This is a genomic window from Paeniglutamicibacter sp. GQ140 (assembly GCF_059759235.1).
Genome location: NZ_JCAXDW010000004.1, coordinates 103,604 through 123,462 on the forward strand (window position 1 = coordinate 103,604; position 19,859 = coordinate 123,462).

The window sequence follows — 19,859 nt, forward strand, 5'->3', positions numbered from 1 at the left end:
GTGCTAGTCGGTGATGGGGGTCTGGTTGTAGGCGTCCACGCGTTCCTGGCCGGTGAGTTCCGCGATGGCGTCGACGATCGCATCGGTGGCGGCGCGGCGCTGCGGCAGCGGGTGCTTGCGGCCCAGGTGCTCGAATTGCAGCGGCTTGCCAAAGGCCAGGGTGAAGTGGTGCGGCTTGATGGTGTTGCGCCCGGCCGGCTGCAGGTTCTCGGTGCCGATTAATCCCACCGGGACCACCGGGGCCCCGGTGCTCAGGGCCAGCCAGCCCACCCCGGTGCGCCCGCGGTAGAGCATGCCGTCGCGGGAGCGGGTGCCCTCCGGGTAGATGCCGATGCCGCCGCCGGTTTCCAGGATGTCGACCAGGGATTCCAGTGCCGCCACGGAGGCGGCCTGTTCCCCGCGCTGCACCGGGATGGAGCCCACGGACTCGAAGAAGGTCTTCATCGCCCTGCCCTTGAGGCCGGGGGTGGTGAAGTACTCTGCCTTGGCGAAGAACGCCACGTCGCGGGGGGTCAGCGCCTGGATGATGATCGAGTCCAGGAAGGAGAGGTGGTTGGAGGCGATGATGACCGGACCGGTGCGCGGCACGTTCTCCAGGCCGGTGACGGTGGGACGGCACAGCCCCGAAAGCAGCCCGCGGATCGAGGAGCGGGTCATGGTGTACAGGCTCATTTAGGCACTGGCTCCCTTGGTGGTGGCGGCCATCAGCGATTCGCGCACCGCTTCCCCGGCGGCGTTGCCCAGCAGCAGGTCGGCGAGTTCGGCAAGGTCGGCGGCGTGGGCCCCTGCCCCGGCGGCGGCCAGTTCGCCGGCCTCGGCGAACCCCCAGCCGGCGCCGATGGACGCCATGTTGTTCTCGCGGGCGGCCTCGATGTCGTAGCGGCGGTCCCCCACCATCACGCAGCGTGCCGGATCCAGGTCGTGTGCGCGGATGGCCGCGGCGATGATGTGGGTCTTGGACGAGGAGGTCCCGTCGCCCTCGTCGTCGTTGCCGAAGATGCCGTCGAGCAACGGGGTGATTTCCTGCACCGCGAGCAGTTCGCGGGCAATGTGCGTGGGCTTGGCCGTGGCGACCAGCACCGTGGTGCCGGCGGCGCGCAGTGCGGCCAGCACGGCCTTCACCCCGGGGTAGGGACGCGAGGCGGCCATGCCGGTTTCGGCATATTGCGCGCGGTAGGTGGCGATCAGGAAGCCGATGTCCTCGGCGGTGACGCCGTCGATGGTGGCCAGCCCGATGGTCAGCGGGGGTCCGATGAGGGAACGAAGTTTTTCTTCACCCGGGTCGGCGATCCGTGCCTGCGTCAACGCATGGCGGATACCCGAGGTGATGGCCCCGGCCGGATCCACGAGGGTTCCATCGAGGTCAAGGAGCACGGCGAAGGGAGCAATCATCACTGTTGTATTCTCGCATGGACTGGGCGCTGCCACCGTTCGTGCATGCCCCGGAAGGCATACACGAACGGCCACGGCAGCTAGCCAAGCAGCGGCGCGAGGAACTTTCCGGTATAGCTGCCGCTCACCTTGGCGACCTCTTCCGGGGTGCCGACGGCAATGATTTCGCCGCCGCCGGAACCGCCCTCGGGCCCCAGGTCGATGACCCAGTCCGCGGACTTGACCACGTCGAGGTTGTGCTCGATGGTGATGACCGTGTTGCCCTTGTCGACAAGACCCTGCAGCACCAGCAGCAGCTTGCGGATGTCCTCAAAATGCAGGCCGGTGGTGGGCTCGTCGAGCACGTAGATGGAGCGGCCGTTGGAGCGTTTCTGCAATTCGGCCGCCAGCTTCACGCGCTGCGCCTCGCCGCCGGAGAGCGTGGTGGAGGCCTGTCCGAGACGGACGTAGCCGAGCCCCACGTCCACCAGCGTGCGCAGGTGGCGGGCGATCGGGGTGAAGGCGGCGAAGAACTCCGCGCCTTCCTCGATGGGCATGTTCAGCACGTCGGCGATGGATTTGCCCTTGTAGTGCACCTCCAGGGTCTCGCGGTTGTACCGCGCACCATGGCAAACCTCACAGGGAACATACACGTCCGGCAGGAAGTTCATCTCGATCTTCAGCGTGCCGTCGCCCGAGCAGGATTCGCAGCGCCCGCCCTTGACGTTGAACGAGAAGCGGCCCTGCAGGTAACCGCGGACCTTGGCCTCGTTGGTCTCCGCGAAGAGCTTGCGGATGTGGTCGAAGACCCCGGTGTAGGTGGCCGGGTTGGAGCGCGGGGTGCGGCCGATGGGCGACTGGTCGACGTGGATGACCTTGTCCAGGTGCTCCAGGCCCTCGACGCGGGTGTGCCGGCCGGGCACCTGCTTGGCGCCGTTGAGCCGGTTGGCCAGCACCTTGTAGAGCACGTCATTGACCAGCGTGGACTTGCCCGAGCCGGAGACGCCGGTGACGGCGGTCAGCACGCCGAGCGGGAAGCGCGCGGTGAGGTCCTCGAGGTTGTTTTCGCGGGCTCCGACGACGGTGACCTGGCGCTTCTTGTCGATCTTGCGGCGCTTGGCCGGCACCTCGATCTGCCTGCGGCCGGAGAGGTAGTCGCCGGTGATCGAGCGGGTGTTGGCCTTCAGGTCCTCCAGGGACCCCGAGTGCACGACCTCGCCGCCGTGTTCCCCGGCGCCGGGACCGATGTCGACGATCCAGTCGGCCTCGGCAATGGTGTCCTCGTCGTGTTCGACCACGATCAGCGTGTTGCCCAGCGAACGCAGGCGGGTGAGGGTCTCGATGAGCCGGCGGTTGTCGCGCTGGTGCAGGCCAATGGAGGGTTCGTCGAGCACGTACAGCACGCCCACCAGGCCGGAGCCGATCTGCGTGGCCAGCCGGATGCGCTGGGCCTCGCCTCCGGACAGCGTTCCGGCGGCGCGCTCCAGGTTCAGGTATTCGAGCCCCACGTCCAGCAGGAAGCGCAGGCGGGCCTGGATCTCCTTGAGCACCTGGGTGGCGATCTGCGCCTCGCGGCCGGTGAGCACCAGATTGTCGAGGAAGTCTGCGCACTCGCGCATCGGCAGGGCGGAGACCTCGGCAATTGACTTGCCGTTGATCAGCACCGAGAGGGACGCGGAGTTCAGGCGCGCGCCGTTGCACTCCGGGCACGGGATCTGACGCATGTACTCTTCGTACTTGTCGCGGGCATTGTCTGACTCGGTTTCCAGGTGCTTGCGGTGGATGTACTGCACCACGCCCTCGAAGCCGGTGGAGTACTTCCGTTCCCGGCCAAAGCGGTTCTTGTACTGCACGACGACCTTGTGGTCCTTGCCGTGCAGGATCGCCTGCCGGGCCACCGCGGGCAGCTTGTTCCAGGGGGTCTCGAGCGTGAAGTCGAGTTCGGCACCAAGTCCCTCGAGCAGGCGGTTCCAGTATTCGCTGGTTGCGGTTCCGAGGGACCACGGGGCGATGGCGCCTTGGCCCAGCGGCATCTCGACGTCGGGAATGATCAGGTCTTCGTCGACCTCGAGGCGCGTGCCGATGCCGCTGCAGGCGGGGCAGGCGCCGAAGGGGTTGTTGAAGGAGAACGAGCGGGGCTCGATCTCGTCGATGGCCAACGGGTGTTCGTTGGGGCAGGCAAGGTTTTCGGAGAAGGCGCGCACGCGGCCCTCGTCTTCCGGATCGAGGTCCACGAAATCTATCAGGACCCGGCCCTCGGCAAGGTTGAGCGCGGTTTCGATCGAGTCGGTCAGGCGCTGGCGAACGCTGTCGTTGATGGCCAGCCGGTCAATGACGACCTCGATGGTGTGCTTGAACTGTTTTCCGAGTTTGGGCGGATCGCTGAGCTGGATCGTTTCGCCGTCGACCCGAGCCCTGGAGTAGCCCTTGGATCCCAGCTCCTTGAACAGGTCAACGAATTCACCCTTGCGGCCGCGCACGACCGGGGCCAGGACCTGGAAGCGCGTCTTGGGTGCGAGCTCGAGCAGCTGGTCCACGATCTGCTGCGGGGTCTGCTTGGTGACGGCCTCGCCGCAGACCGGGCAGTACGGCCGGCCCACGCGGGCCCAAAGCAGGCGCATGTAGTCGTAGATTTCAGTGATGGTTCCCACGGTGGATCGCGGGTTCTTCGAGGTCGATTTTTGGTCGATCGACACCGCCGGCGAGAGGCCCTCGATGAAGTCCACATCGGGCTTGTCCACCTGGCCGAGGAACTGGCGGGCGTATGCCGACAGTGATTCGACGTAGCGCCGCTGCCCCTCCGCAAAGATCGTGTCGAACGCGAGGGATGACTTGCCCGAGCCGGAGAGGCCGGTAAATACGATCATCGCATCTCGCGGCAAATCCAGGTCGACATTGCGTAGATTGTGCTCGCGCGCGCCCTTGACCACCAAGCGGGTCAGGTCGTGCGGACGGAGGGTTTCAGGGGAGCGGGAAGTAGCCACCAGAACATGCTAATCGAAAACTGCTTCGAATTGCGCGTCCTTGTGAGGAACAAGACTTGGGTCTATCCAACCTGGGAACTGAACGCTGCGCGAACGTAGCCAACAGCCGCCTTTTCGGAGATCCCCCAGCGTGTCGCAACGGCCGCAAATTCCGAGGCGGCGTCAGCCACCGCAACCGACCCCTCGTCGCCGGTGGCCTGGACAATGGTGCCGTGTCGCCCGCGGGTCACGACCGCTCCGCTGGCTTCCAGTTCTTTGTAGACCTTGGCCGCGGTGTTGACAGCGAGGCCCAGCTGCTCGGCGAGCGCACGAACCGACGGCAGCTTGGTTCCTGCCTTGAGGCGCCCTTTCGAGATGGCGACCAGGATCTGCTGCCTGACTTGTTGGTAGGGCGGCATTTTGTCGGTGCCGTCGAGAGTGATGAATGCCAGTGGGTTGCTATCCATGCGAGCCGTCCTTCGTAGATACTGGGGGCAAGGCCTTGGTTTTTAGACTATCGCGCGGCCATGGACGCGCCACGTAAGGTGTTGTCATGAGTGAATTCTTCCTTGACCTCACCGACGTTACCGTACGGTCCGTGAGCGTCTCCGAAATGGCCAACAACATTTACCTGGTGACATCGAAGGGTGACGGCTCGCAGCTGTTGATTGATGCCGCCGACGATGTGCCGGCCATCGACCGCCTGGTCGAGTCGGCTTCCTCCGATGCAGGGGTTGCCACGAAGCTTGAGGGCATTGCCACGACCCACCAGCATTGGGACCACGTCAGGGCGCTGCATGAGTACGCGGAGCGCACCGGGGCCAAGACCTATGCGGGTACTGAGGACGTTAAGGGAATTGCGGACGGTGCCGATGTGGCCATTGACGTTCCGCTCAATCACGGCGACACGGTAACGGTGGGGACGACGATCATGGAGTGCGTGCACCTGCGTGGCCATACTCCCGGATCCATCGCCTATGCACTTCGCGACAGCGGAGGTACCACGGTGATCTTCAGTGGCGACTCGCTGTTCCCGGGCGGTGTGGGAAACACCGAAAACGATCCCCAGCGCTTCACTTCGTTGCTTGATGACGTAACCACGCGGCTCTTCGAGCAGTATCCCGATGAGGCCCTGGTGCTTCCGGGTCACGGGGCCACGACGACGTTGGGTGCGGAGCGGCCAAGCCTGGAGGAATGGCGCGCTAGAGGCCGGTAGTCACAACACTGTCGGTCGAGCCAGGCGGAGGTGATTCCGGTGTCCCCGGCAACGGCGGGGCCATGGCTCGGTACATCTGCCCACTGGGCGTTTTTATCAGGATCGTGTGCCGGGGACCCAGAATCACGAATTCTTCCCAACCGGATGTTTCCTTCGTGTGGTTGCACCGAACGCATCGGCCATCGCCATTGACTTCCGTCGTCTCTCCGCCCCTGGCCACTTGGTAAACGTGGTCATAGTGGCGAATCGGAGCGTCGCAATAGGGCGTGCGGCAGAATTGATCACGTACAGAAATCAAGTCCTTGAGTTTCTGCGGAAGAATCCGCGCCTCCGACTCCATGGCCACCAGCTGACCGCTGACCGGCGCCGTATAGAGGCGTCGGACCCAGGCTTCGGCTTCGTTTTCACCGTCAGGACCGGTGCGGTCACCAGCGATCAACCAACGTGAGTATGCTGCGGATACAGTCCCGTAGCCTTTGATGAACGCCGGCTCCCCATCACCGGCAAGTAGGGATCGGTCCGTCATAACGACGTGAATCATCAGTGGCGGGCGCGAGGCCAGTTCCTGCCCGGTGACACGCTCCACGACGGTGTCGGCCATGACCTGCGCATCGGTGCGCTCGTCATTTGTCGAGCGGAGCCTGGCGGCCTCCTTGCTCAACGCCTCCTGGAATGCGACGCCTTGAATCACCGGGAGCAGGCCGCTCACTCGCATCATCCCGTCGGGGGTGGGCGTTACGGATATGCGTCGCTTGTTCATCGCGTCGGCGTGGTTGTTCATGTCTTTGCTGTTGTCGAACGCCAGAACTTCCTTCTTGGCCCGAGCCAGCAGTTGCTTGTCGCCTACGCCTTCCAACGCCCCGCGCTCACCGGCGATTTCCCGGTCTATGATTTCGCGGACGCCGGGGTCCAACTGGTTCGTTTCGCGCACCAGGAGCATGGCCCGATCTTCGTTGAGTTCTCCGCGTTCCAGGGCGTTGTAGGTATAGGGCATGTGCTCGATCATGGATTTCGAGTAGGAGATGAAGCTCGACCCCAGGCGTTGTGCGGCCTTGCGAGCCAGTGCTACTTCGGCGCCTGCACCGCGGTTCGGGTTTTCCTTGTAGATGCCCTCGTCCTCATGCCGGGCAATGATGTCCTGCTCGAGCCCGTAGGCTTCCTTGGCCTGGGCCGCGCAGATTGCCGACTTGGCCCTTTCGAGTGCCGAAATCCGCGCCACCCTGACCTGCTCTCCCACATTTTGCGGCAGGAGAGTCATGGCAACGCCAACGTCATCGATGAAATCTACGTATTCGTCACCGGGCCTTTGCGCCAACGCGCGTTCCCTGGCGGGCATTTCCATGCCTACGGGTATATGGCGGTGGCCAAGGAGTATTTCCCCGGCGGCCTCGGCGGAGAGCGAGCTCGGGTTCGACAAGTAGCTTTCGCACTCTTCGAACATATTTACTACTATACGCCTGCTGGAGGTGATTGTGAAGAGCTTGATGAATTTTCTGGCTCCCAAAAATCCATGTCAACCCGGGATCAAAAATCCACCTTGGGCAGCGTGCGGCGACGCACGTTGGACGTCCTGTTTACCTGAAGCGCATCCCCTGCGCTTCACACGCGCTCTTGAATGATTCCTCTTCTGTGATGACCGGGACTCCGGCGGCATCCGTGGATACCGCCGCTCGAATCGACTCCGTTGACGACGCAGCACCATGTTCCGCTGCCTTGGCCATATTGGCGCGTCCTACGTTTCCGTCGTCCGTGTACCCGCTGCCAAAGTGGATGCAGGCGGTGTTTCCTTGGACATCGCGCTGGCGGAATTCGTCAGCGGATGGGCCCGCACAGGCACCGAGCATCAAGGTGGCCACGGCGAGCGCAGGCAAGAGCTTTCTTCGCATGCCCCCACCCTATGAGAGGGCACTGCCATTGGGGCAATCTAGCGCTTGCGGCCCACCATGAAGATGCGACGGAAGGGAAAGAGCGTGATGCTTCCGCCACGATGGTCGTCAACGGCCGGATACGCCTCGCCGACCAAATCTCCATACTGGGTCTCGAATTCGGCGGCGTCTTTCTCGCTGAGCCGGGCCAGCACAGGCCGCAGCGCGGTGCCGCGGACCCACTCCAGCACGGGGTCCGGTCCGGAGAGGATCTGCCCGTAGGTGGTCTCCCAGACGTCTGGTTCAAACCCGGCATCCAGCAGGATCTTCAGGTAGTCCGAGGGTTCCCCCGACGCGTCGTCGTGCCGCAGCACGCCGGACAGTTGCGGCGCCCAGCGCTCCGAATCCGCGAGCTGCCTCATCAGCGTGTGCGAGGGAGAATGGAAGTTGCCCGGGACCTGCGCGGCAAACCACGCCCCCGGGGCCAGCGCCTCCAGCCAGCGGGCGATCAACTGCCGGTGTTCGGGAATCCATTGGAGCATGGCGTTGGAGACCAGTACGTCGGTTTCGGGCTCGGGCATCCACTGCGTCGCGTCGGCGGATTCAAAGGAGAGGTTCTCCGCATGGTGCTTGGCGCGCGCCCGCTCGATCATTTCCACCGACGAGTCCAGGCCCACCACGCGGGCGTCCGGCCAGCGCTCGGCCAGGGAATGGGTCAGCGGTCCGGGACCGCACCCCATGTCCACCACCAGCTGCGGTGTCGCGGCGGTGATGCGGGCCGTCAGATCGTAAAACGGACGATCTCGGTGATCGGCGAACTGCACGTACTTGTTCGGGTCCCATTTCATAACCACAGCGTAGGCGGAAAGGCCCACGTAAACCGATAGTCTTGGACACATCATGAAACTTACCGAGTTGCTGCCCAACACTCCCCCACGCGGTGCCACCGCCGAATCGACCTACGAAGCCTTCATCAAATGGGTGGAGGACCGCGGCATCGGGCTCTACCCGGCGCAGGACGAGGCCGTGATGGAATTCGTGGCCGGCAACAACGTCATCCTGGCCACCCCCACGGGATCCGGCAAGTCGTTGGTTGCGGTCGCCGCGCACTTCCACGCGCTGGCACGCGGGGAGCGCAGCTACTACACGGCCCCGATCAAGGCGCTGGTCTCGGAGAAGTTCTTCGACCTGTGCAAGATCTTTGGCGCGGAGAACGTCGGCATGGTCACCGGCGACTCCTCGGTGAACCAGGATGCCCCGATCATCTGCTGCACCGCCGAGATCCTCGCCAACATCGCCCTGCGCGAGGGCAAGAACGCCGACCTGGGGCCCGTGGTGATGGACGAGTTCCACTTCTACTCCGACCCGCAGCGCGGCTGGGCCTGGCAGGTGCCGCTGCTGGAACTGCCCCAGGCGCAATTCCTCATCATGAGCGCCACCCTGGGCGACGTGGGCAGGTTCGAGGACGAGCTGACGCTGCGCACCGGGCGCGAAACCACCACCGTCGCGCACGCCGAGCGCCCCATCCCCCTGCACTACTACTACTCGCAGGACCCGGTGCAGGAAGCCATCGAGGAGCTGCTCTCGACCAAGCAGGTGCCGATCTACGTGGTGCACTTCAGCCAGCTCGAGGCCATCGACCGGGCCAGCGGGCTGATGAGCATCAACGTGTGCACCCGCGAGGAAAAGGACAGGATCTCCGAACTCATCGCCGGATTCAGGTTCGCCCCGGGCTTCGGCAAGACGCTGAACCGGCTGGTCCGCCACGGCATCGGCGTGCACCACGCCGGCATGCTGCCCAAGTACCGGCGGCTGGTAGAGCAGCTGGCCCAGGCCGGCCTGCTCAAGGTCATCTGCGGCACCGACACCCTGGGCGTGGGCATCAACGTGCCCATCCGCACGGTGCTGATCACCGCGCTGTCCAAGTATGACGGGGTGCGCACCCGCATCCTCAACGCCCGCGAGTTCCACCAGATCGCCGGACGCGCGGGCCGCGCCGGGTTCGACACCGCCGGGACCGTCGTCGTGCAGGCGCCCGAGCACTCCATCGAGAACAAGAAGGCCATGGAGAAGGCGGTCGCGAAGTTCGGCGACGACTCCAAGAAGATCCGCCAGGTGGTCAAGAAGAAACCGCCGCAGGGCTTCGTGACCTGGGGCGAGAAGACCTATGAGCGGATCATCGAATCCACCCCCGAGACGCTGAACTCCTCCTTCGCCGTGACCCACTCGATCCTGCTGAACCTGCTGGCGCGCGAGGGCGACTCCTTCGCCGCGGCCCGGCGGCTGCTCACCGAGAACCACGAGCCGCCCGTGCGCCAACGCGCCCTGCAGCGCAAGGCGCTGGGCATCCTGCGCGAGCTGCTGGCCACCGGCGTCGTCGAGCGCCTCGAACACCCCGACAAGCACGGGAACATGCTGGCGCTCACGGTGCACCTGCAGGAGAACTTCGCGCTGAACCAGCCGCTGTCCCCGTTCGCGCTGGCCGCCCTGGAGCTCTTCGACGCCGAGTCCCCCGGCTATGCGCTGGACGTGGTCTCGGTCATCGAGGCGACGCTGGAAAAGCCGCGCCAGGTTCTTTCGGCCCAGGAGAAGAAGGCCCGCGGCGAGGCGATCGCCGCGATGAAGGCCGAGGGCATGGAGTACAACGACCGCATGGCGGCGCTCGAGGAGGTCAGCTACCCGCAGCCGCTGGCCGAGGTGCTGGGCAACGCGTTTGAGCAGTACCGCGCCGGCGCCCCCTGGCTCGGCGACTTCGAGGTGGCCCCCAAGTCGGTGGTCAGGGACATGTACGAGCGCGCCATGAGCTTCAGCGAATACGTGCAGTTCTACTCGCTGGCCCGCTCCGAGGGCGTGCTGCTGCGCTACCTCACCGACGCCTTCAAGGCGCTGCGCCAGACCGTGCCGCAGGACGCGCTGCGCGAGGACCTCGAGGACCTCATCGAATGGCTCGGGGAACTGATCCGCCAGATCGACTCCTCGCTGCTGGACGAATGGGAGGAACTGGCCAACGGGGTGCTCCACGAGCCCGACGCCGAGATCATCCCGCCGGCCCCCGAGCGCCTGACCTCCAACGAGCGCGCCTTCCGTGTGATGGTGCGCAACGAGATGTTCCGCCGCGTCAAGCTCTTCGCCGACGAACAGGACGGGGCGCTGGCCGAGCTGGACGGGCACAGCGGCTTCGGCGCCGACCAGTGGGCCGACGCCATGGACGCGTACTTCGAGGAGCACGAGGACATCGACGACGGCCCCGGCGGCCGCGGACCCAACCTCTTGCTGATCACCCCGTCCAAGGAGTCGTGGAAGGTGCGCCAGGTCTTCGCGGACCCGGCCGGGCACCATGACTGGGGCATCGACGCGACGGTGAACCTCGCGGACTCCGACGAGGCGGGATACCCGGTCATCACCGTGACCGGCGTGGGACGCCAGGACTAGGTTCCGCAGAGACAAATGCGCCCGCCGGATGATTCCGGCGGGCGCATCCCGTGTGCCTAGAAGCCCAGCAGCTTGGTCATCGGCAGCACCTGGTTGCGGGCCAGCAGCACGATCGGCACCACCAGCCCCGCCAGCGCGTACGCGGAGACGGGCACGCAGAGCAGCCACTCGCGCACAGACCCGGCCCGCCCCAGCACCGGGATGGCAATGCGTCCGCCGGGCTTCCACACGTCCTTGAGCAGCGGCAGGCGGCGGATGAGGCGCGGCGAACGGATCCGCACCGGCCAGATCAGGTTGCAGCCGCCGACGGTGAGCATGTCCCCGGCGATGTGCACCGCGCAGCCCACGGCCACCGCGATCACCAGCCAGTTCTGTTCGTCCGGAGAGAACACCGCGACGAAGATCCCTGCCGGGACGGAGATCAGCCACGGCAGCTTCGCCATGGTGTCGGGAATGAACTTCAGGGCCTTCAGCGCGAAGGAGACCAGCAGCACCGCCAGCAACCCGGCACCCGGGTAGATCAACCCGAAGCGGGCGGTCTCCATGGTCCACAGCCCCAACACCCACGCCATGAACGTGAACGCCGCGATGCCCAGCAGCGAGTGCGTGCCGTTGCGGTGCCCGCCGGAAACCTCGCCGATGCCGGCGCAGATCGCGTTGGACACCGGCGGCAGCGAGTGCGCGATCGTGGCCCGGCGGTGGTCTGCGTCGGGCAGCAGCGCCGCCCCGGCGCAGACCATCGCGCCGGCCACCCCGGCTATCGGGCTCTGTTCCAGCAGGCCGAAGCCCAGCGGGATGGCCCCGGGAAGCCAGGGAAGGTGCTCGGGGAGGCTCCCGGTGGGGAGCATGAAATTCGTGGTCAACGCGATCCAGGCTGCTGCGCCGGTGGCCGCGTGGTGGCCGCCCATCATATTGCTTGGTGCCGTCCTTGCTTTTGTTCTTGCTTCTCGATCGCCCCCTACATTAGGGGCGCGCACCCACGCGTTGGATTCACGGCACGCTTTGGCTCCCGGTAGGCTTGGTCACATGCCTCTGATTCGCCCAGCACAGCCCTCCGACGCCGCCGCAATCCTGGATCTGATCCACGAATTGGCCATCTTTGAGCGCGAGCCCGACGCGGTGAGGAACACCGAGGCCGGCCTCGTTGCCCACCTCTTCGGCCCCGAGCCCCAGGTGTATGCCCACGTGGTCGAGGAGCACGGAATGGTGCTCGGCTTCGCCCTGTGGTTCCTGACGTATTCGACCTGGGAAGGCACCCACGGGATCCACCTGGAGGACCTGTACGTCCGCGAATCCGAGCGCGGCGCCGGACACGGGAAGGCGCTGCTGGCCACCCTGGCGCAGATCGCGGTTCAGCGCGGCTACCGGCGCGTGGAATGGAGCGTGCTGGACTGGAACTCCCCCGCGATCGGCTTCTACGACTCGCTCGGCGCCGGTTCCATGGACGGCTGGACGGTGCGCCGGCTCGAGGGGGCCGCCCTGGCCGAACTGGGGAACCCGGCATGAGCACCACCCACGTCTTCCGCGGGATGCGGAGCACCGAGCACTTCTTCGAGCTCCCGCTGGACCATGCGCGCCCGGAGGGTGAAACCCTCACGGTCTTCGCGCGTGAGATCTCCTCCACCGCGCACGAGGACCCCTCGGCGCTGCCCTGGCTGCTCTTCCTGCAGGGCGGGCCGGGCGGGAAGTCCCCGCGCCCGGCATCCCTCACCGGCTGGATGGCCGAGGCCGCCAAGACCTTCCGGATCCTGCTGCTTGACCAGCGCGGCACCGGCCTGAGCACCCCGGCAAACCGGCAGTCCCTGCCGCTGCGCGGGGACGCCGCGGCCCAGGCCGCCTACCTCACGCACTTCCGCGCCGACTCGATCGTGCGCGACGCCGAGGCGATCCGCCGCGAGCTGGGGATCTCCTCCTGGAGCACCTTCGGGCAGAGCTACGGCGGCTTCTGCACGCTGACCTACCTGTCGCTGGCCCCGGCGTCGCTGGACCGCGCACTGGTCACCGGCGGGCTGGCCTCGCTGGGGGCCGACGCGGACACCGTCTACCGGGCGACCTACCGGCGCATGGCCGAGCGCAACGCGGAATACTTCGACTGGTACCCGCGCGACCGCCGGGTGCTGGGTGAGATCGTGGAGCACCTGGCCCACACCGAGGAGCACCTGCCCGGTGGCCGGGCGCTGACCGTGCCGCTGGTGCAAATGCTCGGCCAGTTCCTGGGCGGCAACACCCGGGTGCATGCGCTGCACCACGTCTTCGAGGGCGCCTTCATCGACACCCCGGGCGGCAGGCGGCTCTCGGACACCTTCCTGGCGACGATCGCCGAACAGGCCGACCGGGCCGCGAACCCGCTTTACGCGCTGCTGCACGAGTCGATCTACGCCCAGGGGTCCGCCACCAACTGGGCCGCCGAACGCGTGCTGGCCGAGTTCCCGGCATTCTCCCCCGACGCAGCTCCTCCGCTGCTGACCGGGGAAATGGTGTACCGCTGGTACTTCGACGCGGACCCGGTGCTGCGCCCGCTGGAGGAAACCGCGCGGGTCCTGGCCGAGCACGAGGGCTGGGAACCGCTCTACGACCCCGAGGTGCTTGCTGCCAACACCGTGCCCGTCGCGGCGGCCGTCTACACCCACGACGTGTACGTGGACCGGGACCTGTCGCTGGAAACCGCCGCCGCGGTGGGCAACATGCGCGTGTGGGAAACCGACGAATTCCACCACGACGGGATCGGCGACGAGGGCGCCATGATCTTCGCGAAGCTGCTGGGGATGGCCAACGAGGAAACGCCCGTCCGCGCCTAGGGGCGCAGGACCTCGCGCAGGCAGAAGGCGGCAACCACCACGATGAAGGCCAGGCAGAGGTAGCCGAGCCCGGCGTAGCCCAGCCAGGCCAGCAGCAGTCCGGAGCCGGCGGCACCCAGCGCCCCGGCGGCACCCATCAGGGTGTCCGAGACGCCCTGTACCAGCACCCGGCGGCCGCGATCGACCCGCGAGGCCAGGAACGCGGAACCGGACACCGTGCACATGGACCAGCCCAGGCCCAGCAACACCAGCCCGGTGGTGACCGCGGCACGCGAGTCGGCGCCCAGCCCGGCCACCAGCACCGCCGCCACCAGCACGCCCTGGCCCGCCAGCATCATCCGCGGCTGCCCGATCCTATCGGCCAGCGAGCCGACGAGCGGTGAGAGCGCATACATGCCGGCGATGTGCAGCGAGATCACGAACCCGATGACGACCAGGATGTCGGCGGTCCCGCCGTGCATCTCGTGTCCCGGGATGGCCGCAAGGTCCTTGAGGTGCACCGGGGTCATCGACATGACCCCGACCATCACCAGGTGCGCCACCACGATGGTGGAGATGCCCAGGGCGGCCCCGGGAGAGGCCCGCACGGCCACCAGCCCGGTGGCCAGCGAACCGCGGCGCCGCCCCACGGCAGGTGCGTGCGGGGCGACGCCGTCGGCGGCCTCCCAGACGCGCGCCAGGTCGATGGGGTCCGGGCGCAGCCCGATGTTCAGCACCAGGATGGCCAGCGCCATGCCGGCCAGGGAAAAGAGGAACGGCCCGCTCATCGCCGGCAGCCCCAGCCCGGCGCCCAGCACCGCGCCGGGGCCGATGAGGTTCGGGCCGGCCACCGCGCCGATGGTGATGGCCCAGACCACCAGGCCCAGGTCGCGCCCGCGGGTCGCGTCGTCGGCCAGGTCGGTCGCGGCGAAGCGGGCCTGCAGGTTTGCCGCGGACCCCACGCCCAGCAGCGCCGCCCCGAGCATCAGCACCGCAAAGCTCTGCAACACCGGCGCCAACATCATGCCGACGGCACCCAGCGCGGCCAGGAAGTAGCCGAAGGACAGCGCCACGCGGCGTCCGCGCTTCACGGCAAGGGCGGCCAGCGGCAGCGCACTGAGCGCGCCGGCGACGGAGATCGCGGTGGTCGCCGCCCCGGCAAAGGCATTGGACCCGGTCAGCTCCACGGCCATCAGCGAGCCGATGGCCAGCCCCGCGCCGTTGCCCACGCCGCTGAGCAGCTGGGAGGCGGAGAGGGCCGCCACGGTGCGGCGCTGGGCGCGCGCCCGCTCGGGCGCGACGTGGACGGCTGCGGGGATCGGGGAAGTGTTCACGCGCCCCAGCCTACCAATGCCCGGTCCGGCTTAACGGCCGTCGGGGCCCGGCTTCCGTGGTGGAAGCCGGGCCCCGACGGGCGCGCAGTGAAGGGTGGGGCCGGAAGGCTACTCGCCCTTGCCGACCTGCTCCGCTTCGGCGGCCTGTGCCGCCTTCGTGGCCTTGTGCTCCTCGGCGGCGCGGCGGCCTGCCGGGGAAAGCAGCGAGGCTGCCGTGGCAACCACGATGGTGCCCAGGATGACCACCAGCGAGACGGTGATCGAGATGTCCGGAACCCACTCGATGTGGCGGCCGCCGTTGATGAACGAGAGTTCGTTCACGTGCATCGCGTGGAAGACCAGCTTGATGCCGATGAAGGCCAGGATGATCGACAGCGCGTGCTTGAGGTAGATCAAGCGGTCCATCAGGCCGCCGAGCAGGAAGTACAGCTGGCGCAGGCCCATCAGCGCGAACAGGTTCGCGGTGAAGACGATGAACGGGGACTGGGTCAGGCCGAAGATCGCGGGGATCGAGTCCACGGCGAAAAGCAGGTCGGTCATGCCGATGGTCACGAAGACCATGACCATCGGGGTGAACATCTTCTTGCCGTCGATCGTGGTGCGCAGCTTGTTGCCGTCGTAGTCCTTGGAGATCGGCAGGTTCTTGGTCAGCTTGTAGACCAGGCCGTTGTTGGCGCCCTCGGACTCGTCCTCGCCGTCGTCGGTGGCCTGCTTCCAGGCGGTCCAGAGCAGGAACGCACCGAAGATGTAGAAGACCCACGAATAGTTTTCGATGACAGCGGCACCGAGGATGATGAAGATGCCGCGCAGGATCAGGGCGATGATGATGCCGAACATCAACACTTCCTGCTGGTATTTACGCGGCACCGAGAAGCGGGCCATGATGATGATGAACACGAAGAGGTTGTCGATGCTCAGCGAGTATTCGGTCACCCAGCCGGCAATGAACTGCTGGCCGATGTCCGGGCCCGCCTGCCACCAGACCACGGCGCCGAAGATCAGTGCCAGGGTGACATAGAAACCGACCCAGAGGCCGGATTCCTTCATCGAGGGTTCGTGTGGTTTCTTGACCACGTAAAGCAGGTCAAGCAGAAGAATGATGCACAATGCAGAGAGCGAAATAATCTCAAACTGCAGCGACAAGCCGTGGTTTCCCAATGTGGGGCCTTTCAAAACGGGGTACGTGGAATTACCGCAAGTCTCTCCGCCGCCCGTTCAGATTGGGTCGGCTGCTGCGCCCGGCGGGGCATCGTTGCCCCGCGTGTTGACGATCACAGCACAAGTGGGATACTCCCCTACGCTGCAACCAGTCTAACGTATCCATGTTTCAGTCCCGTGAACGCCCCCTACGCGTGGCCGGCGTTCTTCATCTGCCGCAGTTCCTTCTTCAGCTCCGAGACCTCGTCGCGCAGCCGGGCCGCGACCTCGAAGTGCAGCTCGGCCGCCGCGGCGTGCATCTGCTCGGTCATCTGCTCGATCATGTCCACCAGGTTCTCCGCCGGGGCCGCTGCAAGGCCGTCGGCGCGGACCGTCTCGTGGGCCTTCTTGGTGCCGGCGGCCGAGCGCTTGGCGGTCTTGGCCAGGCGCTGGTTGTTCAGCAGCTCCTGCGTGTCGGCGTCCTCGCGGGCCAGCGAATCGGTGATGTCGGCGATCTTCTTGCGCAGCGGCTGCGGGTCCACGCCGTGGTCCAGGTTGTACTTCTGCTGCACCTCGCGGCGGCGGTTGGTCTCCTCGATGGCCTGGGCCATGGCGTCGGTGATCTTGTCCGCGTACATGTGGACCTGGCCGTCGACGTTACGCGCGGCGCGGCCGATGGTCTGGATCAGCGAGGTCGCCGAGCGCAGGAAACCCTGCTTGTCCGCGTCCAGGATCGCCACGAGCGAGACCTCGGGCAGGTCAAGGCCCTCGCGCAGCAGGTTGATGCCCACCAGCACGTCGAACAGGCCCATGCGCAGCTCGCGCAGCAGCTCCACGCGGCGCAGCGTGTCGACGTCCGAGTGCAGGTACTGGACCCGCACCCCGTGTTCGGTGAAGTAGTCGGTGAGGTCCTCGGCCATCCGCTTGGTCAGCGTGGTGACCAGGATGCGCTCGTTGCGCTCCACGCGCGCGCGGATCTCGTCGAGCAAATCGTCGATCTGCCCCTTGGTGGGCTTGACGATGATCTCCGGGTCGATCAGGCCGGTGGGGCGGATGATCTGCTGGACCACGCCGTCGGCCTTGCCCAGCTCGTACTTGCCCGGGGTCGCCGAGAGGTACACGGTCTGTCCGATGCGCTCGAGGAACTCGTCCCACTTCAGCGGCCGGTTGTCCATGGCCGAGGGCAGCCGGAAGCCGTGTTCCACCAGGGTGCGCTTGCGCGACATGTCCCCCTCGTACATGGCACCGATCTGCGGGACGGTGACGTGCGATTCGTCGATGACCAGCAGGAAGTCGTCGGGGAAGTAGTCGATGAGGCAGTGCGGGGCGGTGCCGGCGGCACGGTCGTCGATGTGCCTCGAGTAGTTCTCGATGCCGTTGCAGAAGCCCATCTGCTCCATCATCTCCAGGTCGTAGGTGGTGCGCATGCGCAGGCGCTGGGCCTCCACCAACTTGTTCTGGGTCTCCAGGGTGGACAGGCGCTGCTGCAGCTCGTCCTCGATGTCCTTGATGGCGCGGTTCATCCGGTCGGCGCCCGCCACGTAGTGGCTGGCCGGGAACACGTACATCTCGTTCTCCTCGCGGATCACCTCGCCGGTGACCGGGTGCAGCGTGTGGATCGACTCGATCTCGTCGCCGAAGAACTCGATGCGCAGCGCCTGCTCCTCGTACATCGGGATGATCTCCACGGTGTCCCCGCGCACCCGGAAGGTGCCGCGGTGGAAGTCCATGTCGTTGCGCGCGTATTGCATGGAGACGAACTTGCGCAGCAGCGTGTCGCGGTTCAGCTCGGCACCCTTCCTCAGGGTGACCATGCCCGCCACGTACTCCTCGGGGGTGCCCAGGCCGTAGATGCAGGAGACCGTGGCGACCACGATGACATCGCGGCGCGTGAGCAGCGCGTTGGTGGCCGAGTGGCGCAACCGCTCGACCTCCTCGTTGATGGAGGAGTCCTTCTCGATGAAGGTGTCGGTCTGCGGGACGTAGGCCTCGGGCTGGTAGTAGTCGTAGTAGGAGACGAAGTACTCCACGGCGTTGTTGGGCAGCAGCTCGCGGAACTCGTTGGCCAGCTGCGCGGCCAGCGTCTTGTTCTGCACCATCACCAGGGTGGGGCGCTGCACCTGCTCGATGAGCCAGGCCGTGGTCGCCGACTTGCCGGTGCCGGTGGCGCCGAGGAGCACCACGTCCTTCTCCCCCGCCTTGATGCGGCCGGTCAGCTCCTTGATGGCAGCGGGCTGGTCGCCGGCGGGCTTGAACTCGCTGATGACCTCGAAGGGGGCGACGACGCGGTTGATCTGCTGCGCAAGACTCATGTATCTAGGCTACGCCCTGGCACCCCCGCTATGCCCGCGCTCTCGCCTCAGGCTGAAAGACCGGCAGCGGCGGCCCGCGCACGCAGCCGGCCGATGCGGGCGATGGCAGCGTCCGGCGCGCCCGAGGCGAAGCCGAAGTAGTCGGCCGCCCCGCCCAGGATGCCGTCGATGAGCTCGCCGGCGTCCACGATGTGGCGCACCTTCCCGGCGGTGAACTTGGCGACGCCGCCGCTTGCCTCCAGCCGGAACCCGGCATCGATGGACGGGTAGCGCGCCTCGGCCAGGCCGTCGGCCAGGAAACCCTCGACGGTGTCCAGCAGCGCGTGCCAGGTCCCGGGCAGGTCGTCGAGAAGGTCCACGGGGACCAGCTGCAGCGAGTGGTAGCGCAGCTGGATGGATCCGATGGTGCCTTCAAGCGCCGCTGCGCGTTCGGGGTCGCGCTGGATGCTCACCAGGTGGGGCGCCGACCCGTCGGCGGGTGCGTGCCGGAGGAATGACTCGGCGACCATGGCGGTGTTCACTTGCGGGCCTGTTTCTCCACGATGTTGCCCAGGGCGCCGCGCATCAGCCGGACCATGAACAGCACGGTTGCGGCCGAGGCGGCGAGCAGCCCGGCAAGGGCCAGCCAGGCCGGGAGCAGCACCTGCGCGTCGTAGCCCGAGGCGCGGGCGATGAACTGGTCGCGCCCGCCGAAGAGGAGCCAGAGCACCACGGCCGCGGCCAGGGTGATTGCCGCAAGCACCCACAATCCGCGGATCACGCGCATCTCGGTGCGGGCCTTGGCCATTTCGGCCGCCAGCAGCGCCGCCAGTTCCTCCCTGGCCCCCTCGTGCTCGGCGTTCTCAGCGGGCATGGCTGGTGGATGGGGCAATGTGGGTCTCCCAGATTTCGTTGACGCGTTGGCGCAGCTCTTCGAGCGTGCCGGAATTGTTGATGACCACGTCGGCGACTGCCGCACGCTGCTCGTCGGTGGCCTGCGCGGCAATGCGGGCCCGGGCGTCGGCCTCGGCCATCCCGCGGTCTTCGACCATGCGGCGCAGGCGCTCGGCCTGCGGGGCGGCGACCACGAGGACCACATCGAAGTTGCCTGCCTGTCCGCTCTCGACCAGCAGCGGGATGTCCTGGACCACGACGGCATCGCCCGCGGCGGCGGCGCGCAGCCGTTCCGCCTCTGCGCGCACGCGCGGGTGGACGATGGAGTTCAGCACCTGGCGCTTGGACTCGTCGGCAAAGACCAGCGCCCCGAGCGCCGGGCGGTCCAGGGCCCCGGCATCGTCCAGGATGCCGGGGCCGAAGGCGGCAACGACCTCCGCCAGTCCCGGGGTCCCGGGCTCCAGAACGGCGCGGGCAATCGCGTCGGCGTCGATGAGCACGGCGCCGAGCTCCACCAGCCGGCGCGCCACGGCGGATTTACCGGCGGCGATTCCGCCTGTCAGACCAACATTGAGCATG

General features: G+C 66.7%; 18 protein-coding genes. 4 read left to right on the forward strand and 14 right to left on the reverse strand.

The annotated features are described in order from the left end of the window. Positions 1–3: 3 nt before the first annotated feature. From AC6CHY_RS07180 to AC6CHY_RS07195, 4 genes are all read right to left on the reverse strand, one after another. Positions 4–672, reverse strand: coding sequence for a lysophospholipid acyltransferase family protein (locus AC6CHY_RS07180; RefSeq protein WP_498226287.1), 669 nt, complete (start codon positions 670–672; stop codon positions 4–6). Continuing rightward, positions 673–1,392 (reverse strand): HAD hydrolase-like protein, encoded by a 720-nt coding sequence (locus tag AC6CHY_RS07185; RefSeq protein ID WP_498226480.1) that lies wholly within the window; start codon positions 1,390–1,392, stop codon positions 673–675. It lies immediately after the preceding gene. Positions 1,393–1,472: 80 nt separating this feature from the next. Beyond that, positions 1,473–4,355 carry an excinuclease ABC subunit UvrA gene (gene uvrA / locus AC6CHY_RS07190; RefSeq protein WP_217387738.1) on the reverse strand — a complete coding sequence of 961 codons (2,883 nt, stop codon included), beginning with the start codon at positions 4,353–4,355 and terminating at the stop codon, positions 1,473–1,475. Positions 4,356–4,417: 62 nt separating this feature from the next. Next, positions 4,418–4,801: a GntR family transcriptional regulator gene (locus tag AC6CHY_RS07195; protein ID WP_498226289.1), complete on the reverse strand. Its 384-nt coding sequence runs from the start codon at positions 4,799–4,801 to the stop codon at positions 4,418–4,420. A gap of 86 nt (positions 4,802–4,887) precedes the next feature. Between AC6CHY_RS07195 and AC6CHY_RS07200 the strand changes: the two genes are divergently transcribed. Continuing rightward, the gene (locus AC6CHY_RS07200; RefSeq protein WP_498226290.1) at positions 4,888–5,550 is read left to right on the forward strand and encodes an MBL fold metallo-hydrolase; all 663 of its coding nucleotides are present in this window, start codon (positions 4,888–4,890) and stop codon (positions 5,548–5,550) included. Here the strand turns inward: AC6CHY_RS07200 and AC6CHY_RS07205 are convergent. The 3 genes from AC6CHY_RS07205 to AC6CHY_RS07215 form a co-directional block, all read right to left on the reverse strand. After that, the gene (locus AC6CHY_RS07205) at positions 5,537–6,892 is read right to left on the reverse strand and encodes an HNH endonuclease (protein ID WP_498226292.1); all 1,356 of its coding nucleotides are present in this window, start codon (positions 6,890–6,892) and stop codon (positions 5,537–5,539) included. The genes AC6CHY_RS07200 and AC6CHY_RS07205 overlap by 14 nt on opposite strands. Positions 6,893–7,124: 232 nt before the next feature. Beyond that, a complete protein-coding gene (locus tag AC6CHY_RS07210; protein ID WP_498226294.1) occupies positions 7,125–7,436 on the reverse strand; it encodes a hypothetical protein in 312 nt (103 codons plus the stop codon). Positions 7,437–7,474: 38 nt separating this feature from the next. Then, positions 7,475–8,263 carry a trans-aconitate 2-methyltransferase gene (locus AC6CHY_RS07215; RefSeq protein ID WP_498226295.1) on the reverse strand — a complete coding sequence of 263 codons (789 nt, stop codon included), beginning with the start codon at positions 8,261–8,263 and terminating at the stop codon, positions 7,475–7,477. 52 nt (positions 8,264–8,315) lie between these two features. Between AC6CHY_RS07215 and AC6CHY_RS07220 the strand changes: the two genes are divergently transcribed. After that, positions 8,316–10,847 carry a DEAD/DEAH box helicase gene (locus tag AC6CHY_RS07220; protein WP_498226297.1) on the forward strand — a complete coding sequence of 844 codons (2,532 nt, stop codon included), beginning with the start codon at positions 8,316–8,318 and terminating at the stop codon, positions 10,845–10,847. Between the two features lie 56 nt (positions 10,848–10,903). Here AC6CHY_RS07220 and AC6CHY_RS07225 read toward each other — a convergent pair whose 3' ends face one another. Next, the gene (locus tag AC6CHY_RS07225; protein WP_498226299.1) at positions 10,904–11,755 is read right to left on the reverse strand and encodes a metal-dependent hydrolase; all 852 of its coding nucleotides are present in this window, start codon (positions 11,753–11,755) and stop codon (positions 10,904–10,906) included. 118 nt (positions 11,756–11,873) lie between these two features. On the opposite strand from AC6CHY_RS07225, the gene AC6CHY_RS07230 reads away from it, so the two are divergent. Continuing rightward, entirely contained in the window at positions 11,874–12,353 is a 480-nt protein-coding gene (locus AC6CHY_RS07230; RefSeq protein WP_498226300.1) for a GNAT family N-acetyltransferase, read from the forward strand. Then, positions 12,350–13,645, forward strand: coding sequence for an alpha/beta fold hydrolase (locus AC6CHY_RS07235; protein ID WP_498226302.1), 1,296 nt, complete (start codon positions 12,350–12,352; stop codon positions 13,643–13,645). Before AC6CHY_RS07230 ends, AC6CHY_RS07235 begins: the two co-directional genes overlap by 4 nt. Here the strand turns inward: AC6CHY_RS07235 and AC6CHY_RS07240 are convergent. The 6 genes from AC6CHY_RS07240 to coaE all read right to left on the reverse strand — a co-directional run bounded on the left by AC6CHY_RS07240 (position 13,642) and on the right by coaE (position 19,858). Continuing rightward, complete coding sequence (locus AC6CHY_RS07240; RefSeq protein ID WP_498226303.1) at positions 13,642–14,958, reverse strand: MFS transporter; 1,317 nt, start codon at positions 14,956–14,958, stop codon at positions 13,642–13,644. The two genes, AC6CHY_RS07235 and AC6CHY_RS07240, sit on opposite strands and share 4 nt — an antisense overlap. A 108-nt stretch (positions 14,959–15,066) precedes the next feature. Next, entirely contained in the window at positions 15,067–16,101 is a 1,035-nt protein-coding gene (locus AC6CHY_RS07245) for a TerC family protein (RefSeq protein WP_498226305.1), read from the reverse strand. A 203-nt stretch (positions 16,102–16,304) separates the two neighbouring features. After that, on the reverse strand, positions 16,305–18,407 hold the full coding sequence (gene uvrB / locus AC6CHY_RS07250) for an excinuclease ABC subunit UvrB (RefSeq protein WP_217387728.1): 2,103 nt from the start codon (positions 18,405–18,407) through the stop codon (positions 16,305–16,307). 47 nt (positions 18,408–18,454) lie between these two features. Then, positions 18,455–18,928 carry a hypothetical protein gene (locus tag AC6CHY_RS07255; RefSeq protein ID WP_498226307.1) on the reverse strand — a complete coding sequence of 158 codons (474 nt, stop codon included), beginning with the start codon at positions 18,926–18,928 and terminating at the stop codon, positions 18,455–18,457. After that, positions 18,925–19,260 carry a hypothetical protein gene (locus AC6CHY_RS07260; protein ID WP_217387726.1) on the reverse strand — a complete coding sequence of 112 codons (336 nt, stop codon included), beginning with the start codon at positions 19,258–19,260 and terminating at the stop codon, positions 18,925–18,927. The genes AC6CHY_RS07255 and AC6CHY_RS07260 overlap by 4 nt, the downstream gene beginning before the upstream one ends. Beyond that, positions 19,250–19,858 carry a dephospho-CoA kinase gene (gene coaE / locus AC6CHY_RS07265; RefSeq protein WP_498226309.1) on the reverse strand — a complete coding sequence of 203 codons (609 nt, stop codon included), beginning with the start codon at positions 19,856–19,858 and terminating at the stop codon, positions 19,250–19,252. The genes AC6CHY_RS07260 and coaE overlap by 11 nt, the downstream gene beginning before the upstream one ends. Position 19,859 lies beyond the last annotated feature (1 nt).

Excerpts from the sequence above, each read along its gene's own strand:
- AC6CHY_RS07180 (WP_498226287.1), bottom strand. The coding sequence starts at position 672 with ATGAGCCTGTACACCATGACCCGCTCCTCGATCCGCGGGCTGCTTTCG.
- AC6CHY_RS07185 (WP_498226480.1), bottom strand. The coding sequence starts at position 1,392 with ATGATTGCTCCCTTCGCCGTGCTCCTTGACCTCGATGGAACCCTCGTG.
- AC6CHY_RS07195 (WP_498226289.1), bottom strand. The coding sequence starts at position 4,801 with ATGGATAGCAACCCACTGGCATTCATCACTCTCGACGGCACCGACAAA.
- AC6CHY_RS07200 (WP_498226290.1), top strand. The coding sequence starts at position 4,888 with ATGAGTGAATTCTTCCTTGACCTCACCGACGTTACCGTACGGTCCGTG.
- AC6CHY_RS07205 (WP_498226292.1), bottom strand. The coding sequence starts at position 6,892 with ATGGAAATGCCCGCCAGGGAACGCGCGTTGGCGCAAAGGCCCGGTGAC.
- AC6CHY_RS07210 (WP_498226294.1), bottom strand. The coding sequence starts at position 7,436 with ATGCGAAGAAAGCTCTTGCCTGCGCTCGCCGTGGCCACCTTGATGCTC.
- AC6CHY_RS07215 (WP_498226295.1), bottom strand. The coding sequence starts at position 8,263 with ATGAAATGGGACCCGAACAAGTACGTGCAGTTCGCCGATCACCGAGAT.
- AC6CHY_RS07220 (WP_498226297.1), top strand. The coding sequence starts at position 8,316 with ATGAAACTTACCGAGTTGCTGCCCAACACTCCCCCACGCGGTGCCACC.
- AC6CHY_RS07225 (WP_498226299.1), bottom strand. The coding sequence starts at position 11,755 with ATGGGCGGCCACCACGCGGCCACCGGCGCAGCAGCCTGGATCGCGTTG.
- AC6CHY_RS07230 (WP_498226300.1), top strand. The coding sequence starts at position 11,874 with ATGCCTCTGATTCGCCCAGCACAGCCCTCCGACGCCGCCGCAATCCTG.
- AC6CHY_RS07235 (WP_498226302.1), top strand. The coding sequence starts at position 12,350 with ATGAGCACCACCCACGTCTTCCGCGGGATGCGGAGCACCGAGCACTTC.
- uvrB (WP_217387728.1), bottom strand. The coding sequence starts at position 18,407 with ATGAGTCTTGCGCAGCAGATCAACCGCGTCGTCGCCCCCTTCGAGGTC.
- AC6CHY_RS07260 (WP_217387726.1), bottom strand. The coding sequence starts at position 19,260 with ATGCCCGCTGAGAACGCCGAGCACGAGGGGGCCAGGGAGGAACTGGCG.
- coaE (WP_498226309.1), bottom strand. The coding sequence starts at position 19,858 with ATGCTCAATGTTGGTCTGACAGGCGGAATCGCCGCCGGTAAATCCGCC.